Source organism: Streptomyces sp. NPDC058751 (assembly GCF_042746485.1).
Taxonomy (GTDB): domain Bacteria; phylum Actinomycetota; class Actinomycetes; order Streptomycetales; family Streptomycetaceae; genus Streptomyces.
This window is the reverse complement of the sequence record NZ_JBHYPZ010000017.1, coordinates 94,654-110,242: the sequence shown is the minus strand read 5'-3', so window position 1 is coordinate 110,242 and position 15,589 is coordinate 94,654. Positions and strand designations below refer to the sequence as shown.

The following is a 15,589-nucleotide window of genomic DNA, read 5'->3' as shown; positions in this document are numbered from 1 at the left end:
GTGGGCGAGGGAAGGATAACGGTAATTTTCCTTCTGCCTGTTGAGCCCTCCACAGGCACGTTCATCCGGCATCACCAGCACCTCGTGGCCCCGCTTCGTGTCGGCGAATGAGGGCTAGGTCGAGGTCTACGCGTCCTCGCGATCGTCGGTTGGCATGTTCCCCGCCTGCCGGTGGTACTCAATGATCGCGAAGTACGCGTCCCTCAGCGTCTCAGCCTCGCTGGTGAGTCCCTCCTGCAGAAGGGAGTTCCGCGTCGCGATCATGACCTCAGCGAAGTGCACCGTGTAGCCGTTTTCCCCCTCCGGCTTTGCGAGGGCTGCGAGTCGCTGGAAGAGCATCATGCACGAGATCAGAAGCTCGCTCAGGTCCGGGTGGTTCGTCAGGGACAGGCGAGTGGCCACCCGCTGTACTTGCTGCACCGCGTCCACGGGGAACGGTTCCCCGTTCGGATACGTGCGCGGTACCAGCGGTGCCACCTCCGCCGCCCAGGCGTCAACCTGCCTGCGAGCCTCGGCACGCTCTGCCCGCGCCTCCCAGCGGGCTGCGCGGGCCGACTTGTAGCCGTAGGTCTTCCAGCCAAGCCACATCAGCCCGTAGTGCGCGACCCCCTGCACGGCGAGAGCCCCAGCAAGTTGCCAACGCCCCATGAAGGCGGCAACCACGACACCTGCCGCACATGCCGCGTAGATGCCGATGCTCGACACCGAGACGAACCGCGGAAACATGTACGTGATAGCCGCATAGATCACGAAGACCACGACTGCGCTCTCCAGCAGGTTGTCGCCCCGACCCCTTGTCAGGGCGGTCACAAGGAGCACGCCGAACGCGAAGGCTGCCCACCGCCACGCCCCGCTCGTCCATCTCTGCGAAAACCCCAGCCAGCCCCACATCTGCCCCACCCCTTACCGACTCTTCGTGTAAACGTCGGCAGTATGCCAATGGGGCATAGCACCCGTCGTTACGGCCCGGAGAGCGGCTACCTCACGATCCGCCACGAATGCTTCTCAGCCTTCCATTCACGTGCGTCGGCGGGCGCCGGATCGCGCTGCGCGACGTGCCAGGCGACCGCGTCGGCACCGGGACGGGCGTACCGTTCCAGGGGTGACGCCGAGGTAAGCCCAGAAGCCGCTAATAGTTGATCTTGGAGCCTCTGGCGGGCAGCCGCCGAGGCAACCCGGTTTAACCCCGTCGGCGGGCAGCAGGGTCCCGCTCGGCGACGTGGCGGGCGACCGCGTCGACGCCGGGGCGGGCGTACCGCTCCAGGGAGCGGACGGAGGCGTGGCGGGAGCGGGCCAGCAGCATCGGGGTGGAGGTGCCGCCCTCGGCGTCGTGTGTGAGGGCACTGTGGCGGAGTCGGTGCAGGGTCCAGCCGTCCAGGTCCTCGATGTTCTCCGGTGAGGCCAGCGGGTTGGCCAGCAGCCGGGTGTTCTCCTCGAAGATCTCCTCGACCCGCCGGTAGGAGAGCCTCGCCCGGCCGGTTTCCTCGCAAACGTCCAGCGTCGGTGTTCCGGCCGGGGCCCTGCGATCGGTGAGGAACAGCGGGCCGCGGGTGCGGCGGGCGATCAGTCGGGGCAGCAGCTGGGCGGTGCCGGACTGCCAGTGAATCCACTCGGTCGCCCCGCCCTTGGCGGTGATCTTCCCGCGCTTGTCCTGCGGGTACAGGTCTTCGACGTTCAGGCACAGCACCTCATCGGCCCGTGCGGCGGACTCGTAGAGCATCTTCCAGAACGTCTTCTCCCACAGGGCGACGTCCAGGCGCCACAGGGCGGCGATCTGGTTCTCGGCGAGGGCCTTAGTCCGGTCCGGCGGTGCCGGCCGCCGCTCGATGCCGATCGTCGGATCGCCGTCGATCCAGCCCTGGCGCTGCCACCAGCCGATCGCCTTGCGCGCGATGGACAGCTCCCGGTTGACGGTGTCGGCGTCCATCTCGTCCGCCCGCGCCGCCGCCAGCTCGGCCAGGACCTCCGGCAGAGCCGGGTCGTCGATCGAGGCGACGGGGAAGACGGGCGGCTTCGCGCCGCGGCGGGCGGGTCCGGTCGGCGCGGGTTCGCTTGCGAACATCCATCCCCATGTCGTCAGCGAGATCCGGTAGATCCGCGCGGAGGACTTGGCGATGCCCGCGCTGGTGAGGTACCGCTCGACCGCCGCGGTGTACGACGCCGGTACGACGCCGGTGCGGCGGACAGGGGCACGACTCGGGCGCGCGGCAGCCGAAGCGCGCCCCCACTTCCGAGTTCGGTCACTGGTTCGACCGTCACGTCTGCTCCGCCTTCCCGGCGCTGCCGCAGTAAATGCGTATACCTCATCTCTGCGGCCGGAATCGTCCACCGCAGGTCGCGGTGATCACCGTAGAGGCTCTGCCGCAGTAAATCCGGCATTTACCGCGACAGTGCCACCGATGATCCTCTCGTTACTTGTTGCAATACATAAGGAGGGTAGAGGGTTGCAATACGAGGTGGCCGGCGATACGGTTCCCCTCGTCAAGTCAGCCTTTACCCTCGTCTTCTCGTGGAGGTGTAACGTGCGTTTGCACGTGATCATCGAAGACCCCGACCCTGACTTCCAGAAAACCCTGCTCGACCTTCTTGCCAAGCGCGGCGGTGACCTTGAGGTCGCGGAAACCGCTACGAGTTGGACCGACCCCGAGACCGCCTCGCGTTACTACCTGTCTCTGCCCAAGACTGCACAGCGCATCTTGCGTGAGGCCGCCACCCGTGAAGACGGCTACGTGCCGGCGGACGTGCTGCGAGGCCCCAGCGGCAGCGACAAACTCACCGGAAGCAGCGGAGCTTTCAAGGCCGCTCTCAAGCGCGGTGTGCGGCGCGGCTGGTGGGGACCCGACCAGCTCCTTCCCGTCCTGGCCGAGGGCCCGGGGTTCGGCAAGGTTGTTGGCTATCGCATTCGCGGCGAAGCCCTCCAAGCGTTCCAGACCGCCGTAGAGACTCACCAGCAGGGCGAACTGGCGAGCCAGAAGGACTCTCTCGCCGAGGCCATCCGATCCGACTGCGGAGACTGGGACGCACAGCGCTCCGTCGAGGCGCTCCACGAGGTTGGCTACACGGTCGACGAGAAGCGCGCCCGACAGATTCTGCGCGACCTCACCGCTGGCGGCCTGCTTCACCGTGTCGACGCCGACCGGGCTGTCTACCGCCTTGCCGCGTATGACGCGTAGGACCACGCCGAGGCGCCCATCACGACGATGATCGGTCTCGGTTTGGCACCGCAAATACTCACACCGGGGAAGCGCGACGCAGAACCCGGCAGGTACACACCGCGCCCGTGGCGCATGCCGAAGGGGAGAATGAGATGACCGAGAAGCTGCCGGACAAACAGGCACTTTTCACAGTAATTCAGGCGCTGGGTGGCGACTGGGACACGAAACGCGCCGTACTTGGCCTGAGTGTTGCCGGGCATGAGAAGGCAGACGACGAGGCCACGGCCAAGGCGGCGCGTGGGGCCTTGCGCGCGCTCACCGATGACGGTCTGATCGTGAGGCCGGATCCCGATCGGGCCGTCTACCGGCTGGCCTGACCGCCTCTTCGAAAGGCGGCGAACCGATTGCGGGGGCGTTCCGCAGTTCAGGTGGGGCAGACCAGCGGCCTGCCCCACCTGGTGGGTTGCTTCTACACGCCCCCATGTCGGTGCCGCCGATCCGAAGGCGGGCGCCCAGGTCCAGTTTCACCTCGCCGTAGGGCCGTACGCGTCCCCAGCACAACGGGGTCAGGCCGCGCCGGTCGGCCGAGGTGAGTAGGTTCGACCACTCGGGTTCGGCCAGGACCGCCTGGAGCATGAGGGTGTTCACATAGACCAGGGCGGCATGCCCGTCGCCCGACTACGGGCCGCATGGCGGGATGTGAGGGGGGCCTTCAGCCCCTGGGTGTGGTGTTCAGACGGATTTCAGGAGCTTGGCCGCCTGGTGCAACGTGTCCAGGATCTCCTGACGGGCTGCGGGCCTGGAGGCGAACACCCGCGGGCTGGGATGCCACGTGGCGAGCCTGTGGACCTTGGGTGCGTACTGTTCTTGGTAGGCCGCCCAGCCGGCCTGCGCCTTGCGCCCCATCGGGACGACTACCTCCAGCCCGGGGAGCATCGCGATCACCTCATGCAGAAACGGCGCCGCACGCTGTATCTCCGTCCGGCCGGGCGCGGCGATGCGGTCGGCGGTGCCCTTGTGCTCCTGGCCGCGGCCAGGAGCACAAGGCCTACCCAGATGAGGTGAAAGGTACGGGCGGCTACTCGCCCATCGCCTCGACGTAGGTGCTGTCGAACCAGTCGATGAACTCGCGCACGGTGCCGATCTTCGAGATCCGGGCGTGCAGCGCCCGCTGGTCGTGGCCGATTACGAACCAGCCGCTGGCCACCAGTTCTCCGCAGCCGCAGTAGCAGGTGCGGGCGCCGAGGGGGGAGTCGAAGTAGGTGATCGGGTTGCGGGTCGTCTCGACGGGCGTGGGCTTGCCAACATAAGCGTCGTAGACCTCGTCGCCCGACGTGAGGTACCTGCCCTCGATCGCCTTGCGTCCTCCGGCCACGGCGACGAGGCTGTCAATCTCGATGGCCATGCGGACCTCGCCCTCGTGGGAGAGCAGGGCGTAGCGCTCCTTCTCAGCTCGTTCGCCGAGGACCCAGCAGCCACGGTTGGCGTGGAAGAGGGCATCGTCGTTCATGACCGGGTCGAAGCCGACGACGTTGCGGCCGAGCTGGTCCTCCTGCGGGTTGACGTACCGCCTCGCACCAAGGGTGATGTGAATCATGAACTGCCCCCAATAGGTGAATACTCAGGGCTCCCCGCCCTTTGGACTATCGAGATCCTGGCACGAAGGCTCGATACCTTCAACCCCCGGGATGCCAGCTCTTCAAGTAGATCGAGCAGGAAGGCGAGCGCGACCCCGCCGAGCCGCACTCTGGTAGCCGTCGGCGCGTGTGTAGGCCCCGAAGTCCTAGCCCAGACACCGGGGAACAAGTAACCCGCCGGTAGCTGCTGGGAGGAGGTCCGCACGCACCACTTCCCGGCGCCCTGCGCTCTCGTGTGCGACATCCGGTGAGTTCCCCTGAGCCCCGCTGGTTGCCTGGGTCTGTGGCCAGGGGCGTTCCGGTCGTCAGCTCGTCTGGTCGCGGTGACGGGCTCGGTCGGTGTTGTGCAGGTCTGCGTGGGTGACCGCGAGCCCGATGACCAGCAGGGCCCATGTGGGCGCGCCGGCCGCGGTATGCGGGTGCCGTGGCTCTGGTCGCGGCAGGGATCACGTTCTGGCAGGCCAGGACCGCGTCCGACTCGGCAAGGCACGCCGACCGCCAAGCTCAAGCGGCCGAGGAACAGCTGAGTATCGCCAGGCAGCAGACTGAGCATGCCGAGCGTGCCCACCGCGAACAGTTGGCGCTTGCTGAACGGGTGCACCGGGAGCAAAGCGAACCGTACGTGGTCGTGGACATCGGCCCCGACCGGCAGGGCTCCCCGTTGCTGGTGCTCAGCATCGAGAACACGGGGCCGACCATGGCCCGGGACGTACGGATCCGGGTCACCCCGGATCTCGCATCCAGCCACGACAACCTCACCGAACGACTGCAGCGGGCCCTGGCGCGGACCATCCCGGTGTTGCCGCCGGGACGTCGTCTGGTGTTCGCCTTCGACGTCTACTACCGGCGTGAGGCGTCCGGGCTGCCGATGCAGTTCGACTTCACTGTCGACGCGACGGGTCCGGCTGGGCCTGTGGAGACGCTGACGTACCGGGTGGACCTGGAGGTCCTTCAGGGAGTGCTGATGGGCGAGAGCCCGAGCAAGCCTCTGGAAGAGGCACTGAAAGGCATCTCCTACTCAGTGGACGGGCTGGCCAAAGCAACCGCGCGGGCCAACGGCGGGGCGCGCCGGCAGTTGGACGAAGGCTCCAGCGGCAGCAACATGTAGGAATCCGTCGTCACGCACAGGGTGAACGAAGGCCCCCAACGGCCACCGCCCTTGACTCAGGCCACCAGAATCGTGTCTATGCCTGACTGGATGCCCTCGTGGGGTACGACCGCGTTGATCTCGATCGTGACTTCCCTGCTCACCCTGATAGTCGCCGGACGATACGTCTCGCCCTTGCTTGAAGTCCGGAACCGGCGCTTCCAAGCAAAGATGCAGGCCCGCGAGAAGTTCCAGGCCAACATGCTGAACGTCCTGTCCGCGGTCACTCATCTGCTTGCGGCACCCGTCGTGCCGGAGGCAACCGACGCGGTCCGCACCGCACTGCGGGAGGAACGCGCCCGCTGGCGGGCTCAGGTCGACGAGGCAACCAAGTACCTCACCGACCATGCCGTGCAGCTCCTCTTCGCGTACACCGGGTCTCGGCTCCCGGAGCTGGCAGTGCGCTACTCCAGCAATGTTCGCGGGGTCTGGATCTCGGACCGGACCGAGGAACAGAAGCTGACCGCCCTGCAGAACATCACCCAGCACTGCCACACGCTGTTCTTCGACAGCCCCGTGTACGCCCGTCAGCGCGTCCGCTCCTGGACGGAGTTGGAACGGCTCCTAGACGACCTGGAGTCCCCAGCAAGGCCATGACATCCAGCCCGCCCTCGAACATCCCACTCCACCGACCTACGGTACGGGCCTCGACACGCGCAGCGGAGGAAGCGGGGGAGGGTACGGGGCTTATGCGACATCGGCTGTCTCCTGACGCTGGCGGACGACGGCTCGGCGGCCCCGGCTGACCTCGATCAGGCCGTCCTTCTTCAGCTGAGTGAAGGCCCGGTGCGCGGTGCCGACCGAGACACTGTGGGCTTGCGCGATGTCGCCGACCGTGGGGACGTCCTCGCCAGGGAGCATCGTGCCGTCCTTGATGGCGTCCGCGAGTTCCTGTGCGATCACTTCCCAGGGAGCGAGCTCACGCGGCGGGGCGGCCTCGGCCTTGATGGTCTTGCCGATGGGGCCCACGGCTGCGTCCGGGCGGGCTTGGACGGCTGCCTCGCACTGGCCGCACAGGGCCTCGGCGCCGTCCTCGGTGACCACGAGCATCGCCCACAGCGATTCGTTGCCGCACTCGCAGAGCAGGCGGAGCCCGTTGATGACGGTGGTGACCGGCTGCTCGGCGAGTAGCCCTTCCGGCACCGGGAGCTGCTTGGCGAAGGCGGTGACGGCCTGGCGGTCGGAGGTGGCCAGGAAGGCCGCGTAGTACTTGAGCGTGGTCGCGCCTCCGCCGCCGTGCCCGACGCGGCCGGCGACCGTCCGTACGTCGGCACCGGCGCCCAGGAGCTCGGTCACGTTGTACGCGCGCAGGTCCTTCAGCCGGTGGGTGTGGATCTTCAGTTTCTTCGCGAGGCGGCGGTAACGCTGACTGACGCTCGAGGGCACGAGCGGGGCGGAGTTGTCGGCTTCGCCGGAGAACACGAAGGCGTCACGGGCGAGTTCACCGCCGAGCGCCTTGCAGCATTCCTCGGCTCGGGCCCGGTGGGCGGCCAGGACAGAACGCGTGATCACGTCGATGGCCTGCTTGCGGCGCTGGTGGGTCTTGGTGTCCTTGATCCTGCGGCCGTTGTTGGAGTGCTTCACGAAGAGTTCGAGGCGGTCGAGGCTGATGTCCGACCAGCGCAGGGCGCACATCTCGCCGCGGCGTGAGCCGGTGACCATCGTCATGAACAGGAACGTTCCCCAGTCCAGGTCCCGCTGCCAGGCCGTGTTCAGAACCAGGGCCGCCTCTTCGGGAGTGGGCGGGTCGGGGTTCGGCTTGGGTTGGGAGGGCGGCTCGGCGAGGGTCGCCACGTTCGTCGTCACGTAACCCCAGCGCAGGCCGCGGTTGAGTGCCGGCCGCAGGATGAAGTGAATCTTGCGGACGGAGTTCGCGGCGAGCGGCTCGCAGACGTGCTTCTGCTTCGTCTTGGGGTCGGTCTTGCCGTTGCGCCGGCCTTCGCACTGGTCCCGGCACTGCCGGAGACGGGCGTAGAACAGCTCCAGCATCTCGGCGGTCAGTCTGCCGGCCTTGAGGTCGCCGAAGGTGGGCTTGAGGTAGTTGCGGATGATGCCCTCGGCCCGTTCGTACGACGTCTCGTCGAGCTCTGCGACGCCCAGCCACCGGTCGAGCAGGAAGGACATGGTCACCTGCGTCTTGGGGTGGCGCTTCTCGTCGACCTGGTGGAGGAGCCGGGTACGGACCTTCTCCGCCTCGGTCTCCGTCTCGGCCTGCTCGTGGAGGTAGATGTCCTTCTTCGTGAGCGGGTCGCGCCCGGCGTAGACCCGGATCTGGAAGCCGGCCCCGTTGGGGCGGATGCTGCCGCGCTGACGTCGCTTGCTCTTGGTGTTCGCCATGGTTCTGGAACCTATTCATGGTTAATGCCATGGCTACGACGAACAGCGCGCCTACCTCGGAGAGGTAAACGCGCTGGTCAGACACTGTGCCCCCGGCAGGATTCGAACCTGCGACACCCGCTTTAGGAGAGCGGTGCTCTATCCCCTGAGCTACGAAGGCGTGCGGATCGTGTGCGATCCGGTAGCTAGCGTAGCGGATCCGGGGTGGAGGCTGGGAAGGTTCCCGTTCGCGCAGGTCGGGTGGGGTGGGGACGGGCGGGGGGTTCGGGGCTTGGTGGGCGGTATGCGGGTGTGTGTCGCCGGGGTGCGGGTGTGTCGGCAGGGTGCGGGTGTGTGTATCGGCAGGGGTGTGAGAGGTCCGGTGTCGAGGTCGGGGCGGCGGTTCCGGGCGGGGTCCGGCGGGGGCTTTCGGGTGGCGGTCAGGAGGGCGGGAGGGTCGAGAGGGCCGGGCGGGTCAGGTGGAGCATGCGGGTCAGCCACAGGTCGCCCGTCTCCTCGGAGGAGCGGGGGGCCGAGGTGTGCGGGGCGGTGGGGGCCGCGGCGAGGTGGGGGAGGGTCGTCGTGCCGGTGACCATGGCCAGTATCAGTACGGCCGCCGCGCGGACGTCGACACCGGGGAGCAGCGAACCGTCCTTCCGGGCCCGGCCCATGACCCCGTGCAGGGCGCCGAGCCAGTTGGCGTGACAGTGGAGTGACGGGTCGTCGGGAGTCCTGATCTCCTGGGCCAGGCGTGCGCCCGCGCGGACGGTCATGTCCGTCTCCAGGAGGCGCACGAGGGTGTGGGCCATGGCGGTGGCGATCTCGAACGCCGGCGTCTCGCGCCGCGCCAGCCTCCCCAGCGCCGCCCCCGACGTCGCGCAGGCCTGCGTCTGGACGGCGCGGGCCAGATCGGACTTGGCCGCGAAGTGGAAGAACAGGGCGCCTTTGGTGACCTGCGCGCGCTCACTGATCGCGGACAGGGTGGCCCGTTCGTAGCCGGACTGGTCGAACACGGTCGAGGCGGCCCTGATCAGGTTGCGCCTGGTCCGTTCGGACCTCTCCTGCCTCACCACGACGCGACCACCCGGACGCTCCTTGTCGTTCGGCTGCTGTTTGTCCTGCCGCGAGCGACGCTAGAAACCTGCTTCTGGGTCTGTCAACGGGGCCTGGGGCGCACAGATCATCTTCACGCCAGGTGGCGGCCTCCTGTGATCTCGGCATCGCGGCACCCGGCGGAAGCGGCCCGCGTCGAGGCGGACCTGAACCGCTTCGGGTCCGTGACGCCCGGCCCGCGGGCGGCCCCGGGCGCGGACGGCGGGGGAGACCGACTCGTCGATCTCGTCGGCCAGTTCGTCGGCCAGTTCGTCGACGAGCGGGCCCAGGACGCGGGGCAGCCGGAGGGCGGCGAGGCAGGCGTTGCCGAGTTCCATCAGGCGTGGGGCCCGGTGGTGCGGGACCTGATGGCACGGGCTCTCCGATGCGGTCGGCCGACGGCTCGCCCGGTGGTCAGCGGCGCGTCACGTACACCCGGTACCTCCCCGCCCCGTCCGCCGACGCGACCTGGACGGTGAGCCCCGCCCTGGCGGCCTTGAAGGTCTCGCCGGGGGAGAAGGGCGCGTCGGAGAGTTCCGCCTGGACGTTGGGCGAACGGGTGCACCCGCCGCTGTCGCGGCGGGAGTCGTACACGGTGACGGGCCCGTTCCCGGTGTCCACGTCCGCGTCGACCTTGTAGACGAGTATTCCGGGACGGCAGACGGCGGAGTCGTTGCCCGCGCGGGTGCGCACTTCGAGGACGTACCCGCTCCGGGGGCCGACGGGTATGACGACGAGCTTGGCGCCGCCCCGCAGGGCCAGCGGGGTCAGCGTGTACTCGGTGGTGCCGCGCGCCGCCGCGCAGCCGACCTGGGAGGCGTCGAGCCAGCCGAGCTTCCACTTGTGCCAGCCGAGGAGGTCGTTGTCGGCCCCCCAGTCCTCGCTCATGATGTCCCAGTGCCCGACCGCGCCCCCGCCGTCCTGCGTGTAGAGGTCGGGCAGGCCGAAGGTGTGGCCGTTCTCGTGCGGCAGGACGCGGTAACCGGTGTCGGCGTAGGAGCCCGAGCCGTCGTCCTGGCGGCTGTAGACGAAGGAGGCGTTGGCGACCGGGACGCCGTCGGCCACCGGTGCCTCGGTGTTGCCGGCGAAGGTCACGGACAGCACGGTGTCCAGCGCGGAGGGCCCGGCGTTCGGTGTGACCAGTACGTTCAGGATGTCGTACGACCGGAAGTCGACCTCGGGATCGGCGGTGGCCACGATGTCCTGGACCAGCTGGCGGTACCCGGGCTCGAAGGGCGCGCCGCGTTCTATCCCGTACGCCTTGAAGGGTTCGGGCATCCGCAGCCAGTGCCGGACGGGGGCCTCGGGCCGGTAGTCGAGGCGGCCGTAGGAGGCGGTGCGGAACCATTCCTGCGTCTTCGGGAAGAACTCGTCGTACCGCTCGCGGGCGCTGCCCTCGCCGGGTGCGTCGGAGAAGTCGATCATCAGCGTCAGGGCCCGCAGGGTGCCGGTGGAGCGGGCGTAGCCGGACGGGGTCGGAACCCCTTCCCCCATCTGGACGTCCGACGGGCCGTTGATCATGCAGGGGCCGAGTGCCGTGGAGCGGGCGAGCGCCGTGGGGCCCGCCGTGGCGGAGCCCGCCGTCAGGTGTCCGGTGCCGGCGGAAGTGCTGACCGCCAGCGTCAGAGCGGTCACCGTGGCCAGCGCGGCCACACGGCGCGGGCGTATGCGGCGGCGACTGGACGGCTGCATGCGGGGGTCCTTCGCTCCACGGCAGCCACCGGTCTCCGACTGCACCCTTTCGATCACCCTCGGTCGCCGACGCGCCGGGCGCGCGCTGGATGGGCCCGATCGGGTTCACCTGCGGGAGGCGCCGAAGAGGGGAAGAATGAGTGTGACGCAGGTCACATATTTCTCTTCCAGGTCCGGGAAATAACCGGGGATCGTTTCCCCGTTTAGTCATACGTCCGAGCGAAACGGGGACCGATTCCCCGGATCGCATCCGAGTTCGAGATGCTTCGAGGAGTACGTCGTGGAGACCGCGACCCCCGTGCAGCGCCGAGTCACCCGGCCCCGCGCCGACGCCCTGCGCAACCGGGAGCGGATCGTCGCCGCCGCCCGCGAGATGTTCGTCGAGTTCGGCGCCGAGGTGCCGTTCGACGAGATCGCCCGCCGGGCCGGTGTCGGCAACGCCACGGTGTACCGCAACTTCCCCGACCGGGACGCCCTCGCCCGCGAGGTCGTGTGCTCGGTCATGGACCGCACCTCGGAGTGGGTCGAGGAGGCGCTCGCCGAGGACGGCGACGCGTTCGAGGCGCTGAGCGGCTTCGTGCACTTCGCCGCCGACGAGCGGATCGGCGCCCTGTGCCCGATGCTCTCCGCGAACTTCGACCAGAACCATCCCGACCTGGTCGCCGCGCGCGACCGGATCACCGATCTGATCCAGCGGCTGATGGCCCGCGCCCGTGAGGCCGGACAGCTGCGCCCCGACGTCGAGCTGGGCGATCTGATGATCGCCGTCAGCCAGCTCACCAGGCCGCTGCCGGGCACCGCGTGCCAGGGCATCGACCGCTTCGTACACCGTCATCTGCAGCTGTTCCTGGACGGGATACGGGCCCCTGCCCGTTCCGAACTGCCGGGAGTGGCCGCCACCGTGGAGGAACTGCGACGAGTGTGACCGACGCGCGAGGCGCCGTGACGCCGTGACCGGCCGGCCGACGGCCGATGAGTCCGGCACCGGGCGCCGGTCAGAACACGTGACCCCTGCTCGTATCCGACAGACGCACAGCCGCACAGCCGCACAGCCATAGCCGCACAGTCATAAGCCGCACAGTCACATAGCCGTACAGCCCGAGCAGCCCGTGCTGCGTCCTCCGGCCGTCGACGTCGACGAGCCGTCCCCTTTCATTGCGTTTTTTCGCCACGAAGTCCCGGAGTGGGTACCCCCATGTCTGAAACAGGCACGTCCAAAGCAGTTCCGGACCCGGTGTCCGACGCGCACAACAACCGCTGGAAGGCGCTCGTCTTCATCGCGCTGGCCCAGCTCATGGTGGTGCTCGACGCCACGATCGTGAACATCGCCCTGCCCTCGGCCCAGCAGGACCTGGGTATCTCGGACGGCAACCGGCAGTGGGTCGTCACGGCCTACGCCCTCGCCTTCGGCGGTCTGCTCCTGTTCGGCGGCCGCATCGCCGACCTGTGGGGCCGCAAGCGGGCGTTCGTCATCGGCCTGGTCGGCTTCGCCGCGGCCTCCGCGCTCGGCGGCGCGGCACAGAGCGGCGCGATGATGTTCGGTGCCCGTGCCCTCCAGGGCGTGTTCGGCGCGCTGCTGGCGCCCGCGGCGCTCTCGCTGCTCGCCGTGATGTTCACCGACGCCAAGGAGCGCGCGAAGGCGTTCGGCATCTACGGCGCGATCGCCGGTGGCGGTGGCGCCGTCGGCTTCATCCTCGGCGGTGTCCTCACCGAGTACATGAACTGGCGCTGGACCTTCTTCGTCAACATCCCGTTCGCGATCATCGCCGCGGCCGGCGCGTACTTCGTCATCCGTGAGCCCGAGGGCGGCCGCAACCGCTCGCCGCTCGACATCCCGGGTGTCGTCCTGTCCACCCTCGGTCTGGTCTCCCTCGTCTACGGCTTCACCCGCGCCGAGTCGGACGGCTGGAGCGACTCCCTGACGGTCGGCCTGTTCGTCGCCTCGGCCCTGCTGCTGGCCGCGTTCGTCTTCACCGAGTCCAAGGTCAAGGCCCCGCTGCTGCCCCTGCGCGTCATCACCGAGCGCAACCGCGGTGGTGTCTACCTCTCCCTCGGCCTCGCGATCATCGCGATGTTCGGCACCTTCCTCTTCCTCACGTACTACCTGCAGATCGTGAAGGGCTACTCGCCGATCTCGACCGGCTTCGCCTTCCTGCCGATGATCGCGGGCATGATCACGGGCTCCACGCAGATCGGCGCCCGTCTGATGACCCGGGTCGCGCCGCGGCTGCTGATGGGCCCCGGCTTCCTGGTCGCCGCGCTCGGCATGCTGCTCCTGGCGCAGCTGGAGATCGGTTCGTCGTACGTCACCCTGGTGATGCCGGCGATGCTGCTGCTCGGCCTCGGCATGGGTACGGCGTTCATGCCCGCCATGTCGCTGGCCACGCACGGGATCGAGCCGCGGGACGCCGGTGTCGCCTCGGCGATGGTCAACACCTCGCAGCAGGTCGGCGGCGCGATCGGCACGGCCCTGCTGAACACGATCGCGGCCTCCGCGACCACCGCCTACATCAAGGACCACATGGCGGGCGCCGGCACCGAGGCGCAGCAGCAGCTCGTCCAGGCGGAGGGCATGGTGCACGGCTACAGCAACGCGATCTGGTTCGCCGTCGGCATCCTCGTGGTCGCCGCGGGAATCGCCTTCACCCTGATCAACACCGGCCGTCCGGACGCCTCCGCGGTCGTCGGTTCGGGCACGGGCGAGGGCGCGGAGGACGAGCTGAAGGTGCCGGTCGTCGCGCACTGACCCCGCGGCCACCCGCCCTCCGGCGCTTCCGTACTCCACGGTCCGGCACTTCCGCAGCCCGCACTCCGGTAGTCCAGCGGTCCGTGCTCCGGTACTCCACGGTCCGTACCCACGGTGCCCCGCGTACGTACGGGGACGGGGACGCCCCGTCCGTACGACTCCGGAGACCGCCCCGGTTCCACGCCAGACGGAACCGGGGCGGTTCCCTGTCCGGACGCGCTCGGCGCCACCTGATCCGAACGACAGGGCCTAGCGCAGCCAGGGCAGGTCCGCTCCCGCGTCCTTCGGCTGCAGTCCCTCGGCGATGATCCGCATGGCCTCGCCGAACGCCTTCTGCCGCTCGGGGCCGAGCCGGTCGAACAGGGCCTGGCGTACGGCGGCGACATGGCCGGGCGCGGTGCGGCGCAGCACCTCGTGGCCCTCGTCGGTCAGGACGGCGAACTGGCCCCGCTTGTCGGACGGGCAGCTCTCCCGGCGCACCCAGCCGTTCTTCTCCAGCCGCGCGACGGCGTGCGAGAGCCGCGAGCGGGTGATCTTCGCGTTCATGGCCAGCTCCGTCATCCGCAGCCGGCGGTCCGGCGCCTCACCGAGCTGCACGAGCAGGCCGTAGTAGATGTGCGGCATGCCCGCGTCACGCTGGAGCTGACGGTCGAGGTGGTCCTCCAGGAGGGTCGTGGCGTGCATGTACGCGCGCCAGGTGCGCTGTTCCTCGTCGGTCAGCCAGCGCGGCTCTTCAGCGGGAGCAGGTGCCGTGTTCATGTACTCCACTGTACGAGCACGTCCTTGAAACTTAAATAAAGTCGCCGTAGTCTCGACGAGAAGAGCTTGAGACTTTAAGCAATGGATTGAGACTTCAAGCATCTGCTTCAAAGGTCAAGCACTGCCGCCGTACGATGGAACCCTCCGGAGGGAGCCGCCATGTCCGCCGCCACCGAGGAGCGCCCCGCGCCGGAGCGCATGCCCGCCCTCTACCTCAGCCACGGCGCCCCGCCGCTCGCCGACGACCCGGTCTGGCCCGGCCAGCTCGCCGCCTGGTCCGCCGACCTGCCCCGCCCCAAGGCGATCCTCATGGTCTCCGCCCACTGGGAGGAGGCCCCGCTCGCCCTCGGAGCCACCGAGGCGGTCCCCCTCGTGTACGACTTCTGGGGCTTCCCCGAGCACTACTACCAGGTGACGTACGCGGCCCCCGGCGCCCCGCGGCTCGCCGAGTCCGTGCGCAAGCTGCTGCGCGCGCCCGGTACGCCGGTGCAGGACATCCCGGACCGCGGGCTCGACCACGGCGCTTACGTCCCCCTCAAGGAGATGTTCCCCGAGGCCGACGTCCCGGTGCTCCAGATCTCCATGCCGACGCTCGACCCGGTCCGGCTGTTCGAGATCGGACGGAAGCTGGCGCCGCTGCGCGACGAGGGCGTGCTGATCGTCGGTTCCGGCTTCTTCACCCACAACCTCGCGGCCCTGCGGCACACCGGCGGGGGAGTGCCCGCGTGGTCGAGCGAGTTCGACGACTGGGGACACCGCGCGCTGGAGGCCGGCGACGTGGACGCGCTCCTCGACTTCGAGCGCAAGTCACCGGCGGGGCGTCTCGCCCACCCGCGCACCGAGCACTTCGCCCCGCTCTTCGTGACCATGGGCGCGGCGGACGCCGCCGGGGGCCTCGACGGGCAGCGGTCCGTGATCGACGGATTCTGGCTCGGGATGGCGAAGCGGTCGGTGCAGTTCGGCTGACCGGGGGACGGTCCGGGTCCCGGGCGTCGTCGGGGACGGTCCGGGTCCCGGGCCCGCGGACCCGGGCTGACCCGAACGG

The 15,589-nt window shown here is 69.0% G+C and carries 16 protein-coding genes and 1 tRNA gene; 7 read left to right on the top strand and 10 right to left on the bottom strand.

The genetic code is table 11. The features are described from left to right. Positions 1 to 126 precede the first annotated feature (126 nt). Together ACFW6B_RS17880 and ACFW6B_RS17875 are read right to left on the bottom strand one after the other, a co-directional pair. Positions 127 to 891, bottom strand: coding sequence for a hypothetical protein (locus ACFW6B_RS17880; RefSeq protein ID WP_386597012.1), 765 nt, complete (start codon positions 889 to 891; stop codon positions 127 to 129). A 289-nt stretch (positions 892 to 1,180) separates the two neighbouring features. Then, the gene (locus ACFW6B_RS17875) at positions 1,181 to 2,062 is read right to left on the bottom strand and encodes a tyrosine-type recombinase/integrase (RefSeq protein ID WP_386597010.1); all 882 of its coding nucleotides are present in this window, start codon (positions 2,060 to 2,062) and stop codon (positions 1,181 to 1,183) included. A 382-nt stretch (positions 2,063 to 2,444) separates the two neighbouring features. Between ACFW6B_RS17875 and ACFW6B_RS17870 the strand changes: the two genes are divergently transcribed. Together ACFW6B_RS17870 and ACFW6B_RS17865 are read left to right on the top strand one after the other, a co-directional pair. Then, positions 2,445 to 3,173 (top strand): hypothetical protein, encoded by a 729-nt coding sequence (locus ACFW6B_RS17870; RefSeq protein ID WP_386597008.1) that lies wholly within the window; start codon positions 2,445 to 2,447, stop codon positions 3,171 to 3,173. 134 nt (positions 3,174 to 3,307) lie between these two features. Continuing rightward, entirely contained in the window at positions 3,308 to 3,532 is a 225-nt protein-coding gene (locus ACFW6B_RS17865; RefSeq protein WP_386597006.1) for a hypothetical protein, read from the top strand. A gap of 355 nt (positions 3,533 to 3,887) precedes the next feature. Here ACFW6B_RS17865 and ACFW6B_RS17860 read toward each other — a convergent pair whose 3' ends face one another. Beyond that, the gene (locus ACFW6B_RS17860) at positions 3,888 to 4,091 is read right to left on the bottom strand and encodes a hypothetical protein (protein ID WP_386597004.1); all 204 of its coding nucleotides are present in this window, start codon (positions 4,089 to 4,091) and stop codon (positions 3,888 to 3,890) included. 142 nt (positions 4,092 to 4,233) lie between these two features. Next, positions 4,234 to 4,752 carry a hypothetical protein gene (locus tag ACFW6B_RS17855; protein ID WP_386597002.1) on the bottom strand — a complete coding sequence of 173 codons (519 nt, stop codon included), beginning with the start codon at positions 4,750 to 4,752 and terminating at the stop codon, positions 4,234 to 4,236. Positions 4,753 to 5,216: 464 nt separating this feature from the next. Between ACFW6B_RS17855 and ACFW6B_RS17850 the strand changes: the two genes are divergently transcribed. Continuing rightward, positions 5,217 to 5,900 carry a hypothetical protein gene (locus tag ACFW6B_RS17850; RefSeq protein ID WP_386597000.1) on the top strand — a complete coding sequence of 228 codons (684 nt, stop codon included), beginning with the start codon at positions 5,217 to 5,219 and terminating at the stop codon, positions 5,898 to 5,900. Positions 5,901 to 5,978: 78 nt separating this feature from the next. Continuing rightward, on the top strand, positions 5,979 to 6,536 hold the full coding sequence (locus ACFW6B_RS17845; protein ID WP_386596998.1) for a hypothetical protein: 558 nt from the start codon (positions 5,979 to 5,981) through the stop codon (positions 6,534 to 6,536). 90 nt (positions 6,537 to 6,626) lie between these two features. Here ACFW6B_RS17845 and ACFW6B_RS17840 read toward each other — a convergent pair whose 3' ends face one another. The 5 genes from ACFW6B_RS17840 to ACFW6B_RS17820 form a co-directional block, all read right to left on the bottom strand. Beyond that, positions 6,627 to 8,276 (bottom strand): tyrosine-type recombinase/integrase, encoded by a 1,650-nt coding sequence (locus ACFW6B_RS17840; protein ID WP_386596996.1) that lies wholly within the window; start codon positions 8,274 to 8,276, stop codon positions 6,627 to 6,629. An 87-nt stretch (positions 8,277 to 8,363) separates the two neighbouring features. Next, positions 8,364 to 8,436: transfer RNA gene (locus tag ACFW6B_RS17835), tRNA-Arg, on the bottom strand. Positions 8,437 to 8,695: 259 nt separating this feature from the next. Continuing rightward, on the bottom strand, positions 8,696 to 9,328 hold the full coding sequence (locus tag ACFW6B_RS17830; protein ID WP_386596994.1) for a ScbR family autoregulator-binding transcription factor: 633 nt from the start codon (positions 9,326 to 9,328) through the stop codon (positions 8,696 to 8,698). A gap of 60 nt (positions 9,329 to 9,388) precedes the next feature. Beyond that, positions 9,389 to 9,685, bottom strand: a complete 297-nt coding sequence (locus tag ACFW6B_RS17825) for a hypothetical protein (RefSeq protein ID WP_386596993.1) — start codon at positions 9,683 to 9,685, stop codon at positions 9,389 to 9,391. Positions 9,686 to 9,761: 76 nt separating this feature from the next. After that, positions 9,762 to 11,039, bottom strand: a complete 1,278-nt coding sequence (locus ACFW6B_RS17820; protein ID WP_386596991.1) for a M6 family metalloprotease domain-containing protein — start codon at positions 11,037 to 11,039, stop codon at positions 9,762 to 9,764. Between the two features lie 280 nt (positions 11,040 to 11,319). Between ACFW6B_RS17820 and ACFW6B_RS17815 the strand changes: the two genes are divergently transcribed. Both ACFW6B_RS17815 and ACFW6B_RS17810 read left to right on the top strand, forming a co-directional pair. Then, a complete protein-coding gene (locus ACFW6B_RS17815; protein ID WP_386596989.1) occupies positions 11,320 to 11,964 on the top strand; it encodes a TetR/AcrR family transcriptional regulator in 645 nt (214 codons plus the stop codon). A gap of 270 nt (positions 11,965 to 12,234) precedes the next feature. Then, on the top strand, positions 12,235 to 13,785 hold the full coding sequence (locus tag ACFW6B_RS17810) for an MFS transporter (protein WP_386596987.1): 1,551 nt from the start codon (positions 12,235 to 12,237) through the stop codon (positions 13,783 to 13,785). Between the two features lie 249 nt (positions 13,786 to 14,034). On the opposite strand, the gene ACFW6B_RS17805 is transcribed toward ACFW6B_RS17810, so the two are convergent. Then, on the bottom strand, positions 14,035 to 14,544 hold the full coding sequence (locus ACFW6B_RS17805) for a MarR family winged helix-turn-helix transcriptional regulator (protein WP_386596985.1): 510 nt from the start codon (positions 14,542 to 14,544) through the stop codon (positions 14,035 to 14,037). Between the two features lie 159 nt (positions 14,545 to 14,703). Here ACFW6B_RS17805 and ACFW6B_RS17800 point away from each other — a divergent pair, with 159 nt between their 5' ends. Continuing rightward, positions 14,704 to 15,510: a dioxygenase gene (locus ACFW6B_RS17800; protein ID WP_386596983.1), complete on the top strand. Its 807-nt coding sequence runs from the start codon at positions 14,704 to 14,706 to the stop codon at positions 15,508 to 15,510. Positions 15,511 to 15,589: the final 79 nt, after the last annotated feature.

What these genes read in the sequence shown, in the direction of transcription:
- ACFW6B_RS17800 (WP_386596983.1), top strand. Translation starts at nt 14,704, where the DNA reads ATGTCCGCCGCCACCGAGGAGCGCCCCGCGCCGGAGCGCATGCCCGCC.
- ACFW6B_RS17855 (WP_386597002.1), bottom strand. Translation starts at nt 4,752, where the DNA reads ATGATTCACATCACCCTTGGTGCGAGGCGGTACGTCAACCCGCAGGAG.
- ACFW6B_RS17840 (WP_386596996.1), bottom strand. Translation starts at nt 8,276, where the DNA reads ATGGCGAACACCAAGAGCAAGCGACGTCAGCGCGGCAGCATCCGCCCC.
- ACFW6B_RS17880 (WP_386597012.1), bottom strand. Translation starts at nt 891, where the DNA reads ATGTGGGGCTGGCTGGGGTTTTCGCAGAGATGGACGAGCGGGGCGTGG.
- ACFW6B_RS17805 (WP_386596985.1), bottom strand. Translation starts at nt 14,544, where the DNA reads ATGAACACGGCACCTGCTCCCGCTGAAGAGCCGCGCTGGCTGACCGAC.
- ACFW6B_RS17875 (WP_386597010.1), bottom strand. Translation starts at nt 2,062, where the DNA reads ATGTTCGCAAGCGAACCCGCGCCGACCGGACCCGCCCGCCGCGGCGCG.
- ACFW6B_RS17820 (WP_386596991.1), bottom strand. Translation starts at nt 11,039, where the DNA reads ATGCAGCCGTCCAGTCGCCGCCGCATACGCCCGCGCCGTGTGGCCGCG.
- ACFW6B_RS17860 (WP_386597004.1), bottom strand. Translation starts at nt 4,091, where the DNA reads ATGCTCCCCGGGCTGGAGGTAGTCGTCCCGATGGGGCGCAAGGCGCAG.
- ACFW6B_RS17825 (WP_386596993.1), bottom strand. Translation starts at nt 9,685, where the DNA reads ATGGAACTCGGCAACGCCTGCCTCGCCGCCCTCCGGCTGCCCCGCGTC.
- ACFW6B_RS17865 (WP_386597006.1), top strand. Translation starts at nt 3,308, where the DNA reads ATGACCGAGAAGCTGCCGGACAAACAGGCACTTTTCACAGTAATTCAG.
- ACFW6B_RS17845 (WP_386596998.1), top strand. Translation starts at nt 5,979, where the DNA reads ATGCCTGACTGGATGCCCTCGTGGGGTACGACCGCGTTGATCTCGATC.
- ACFW6B_RS17810 (WP_386596987.1), top strand. Translation starts at nt 12,235, where the DNA reads ATGTCTGAAACAGGCACGTCCAAAGCAGTTCCGGACCCGGTGTCCGAC.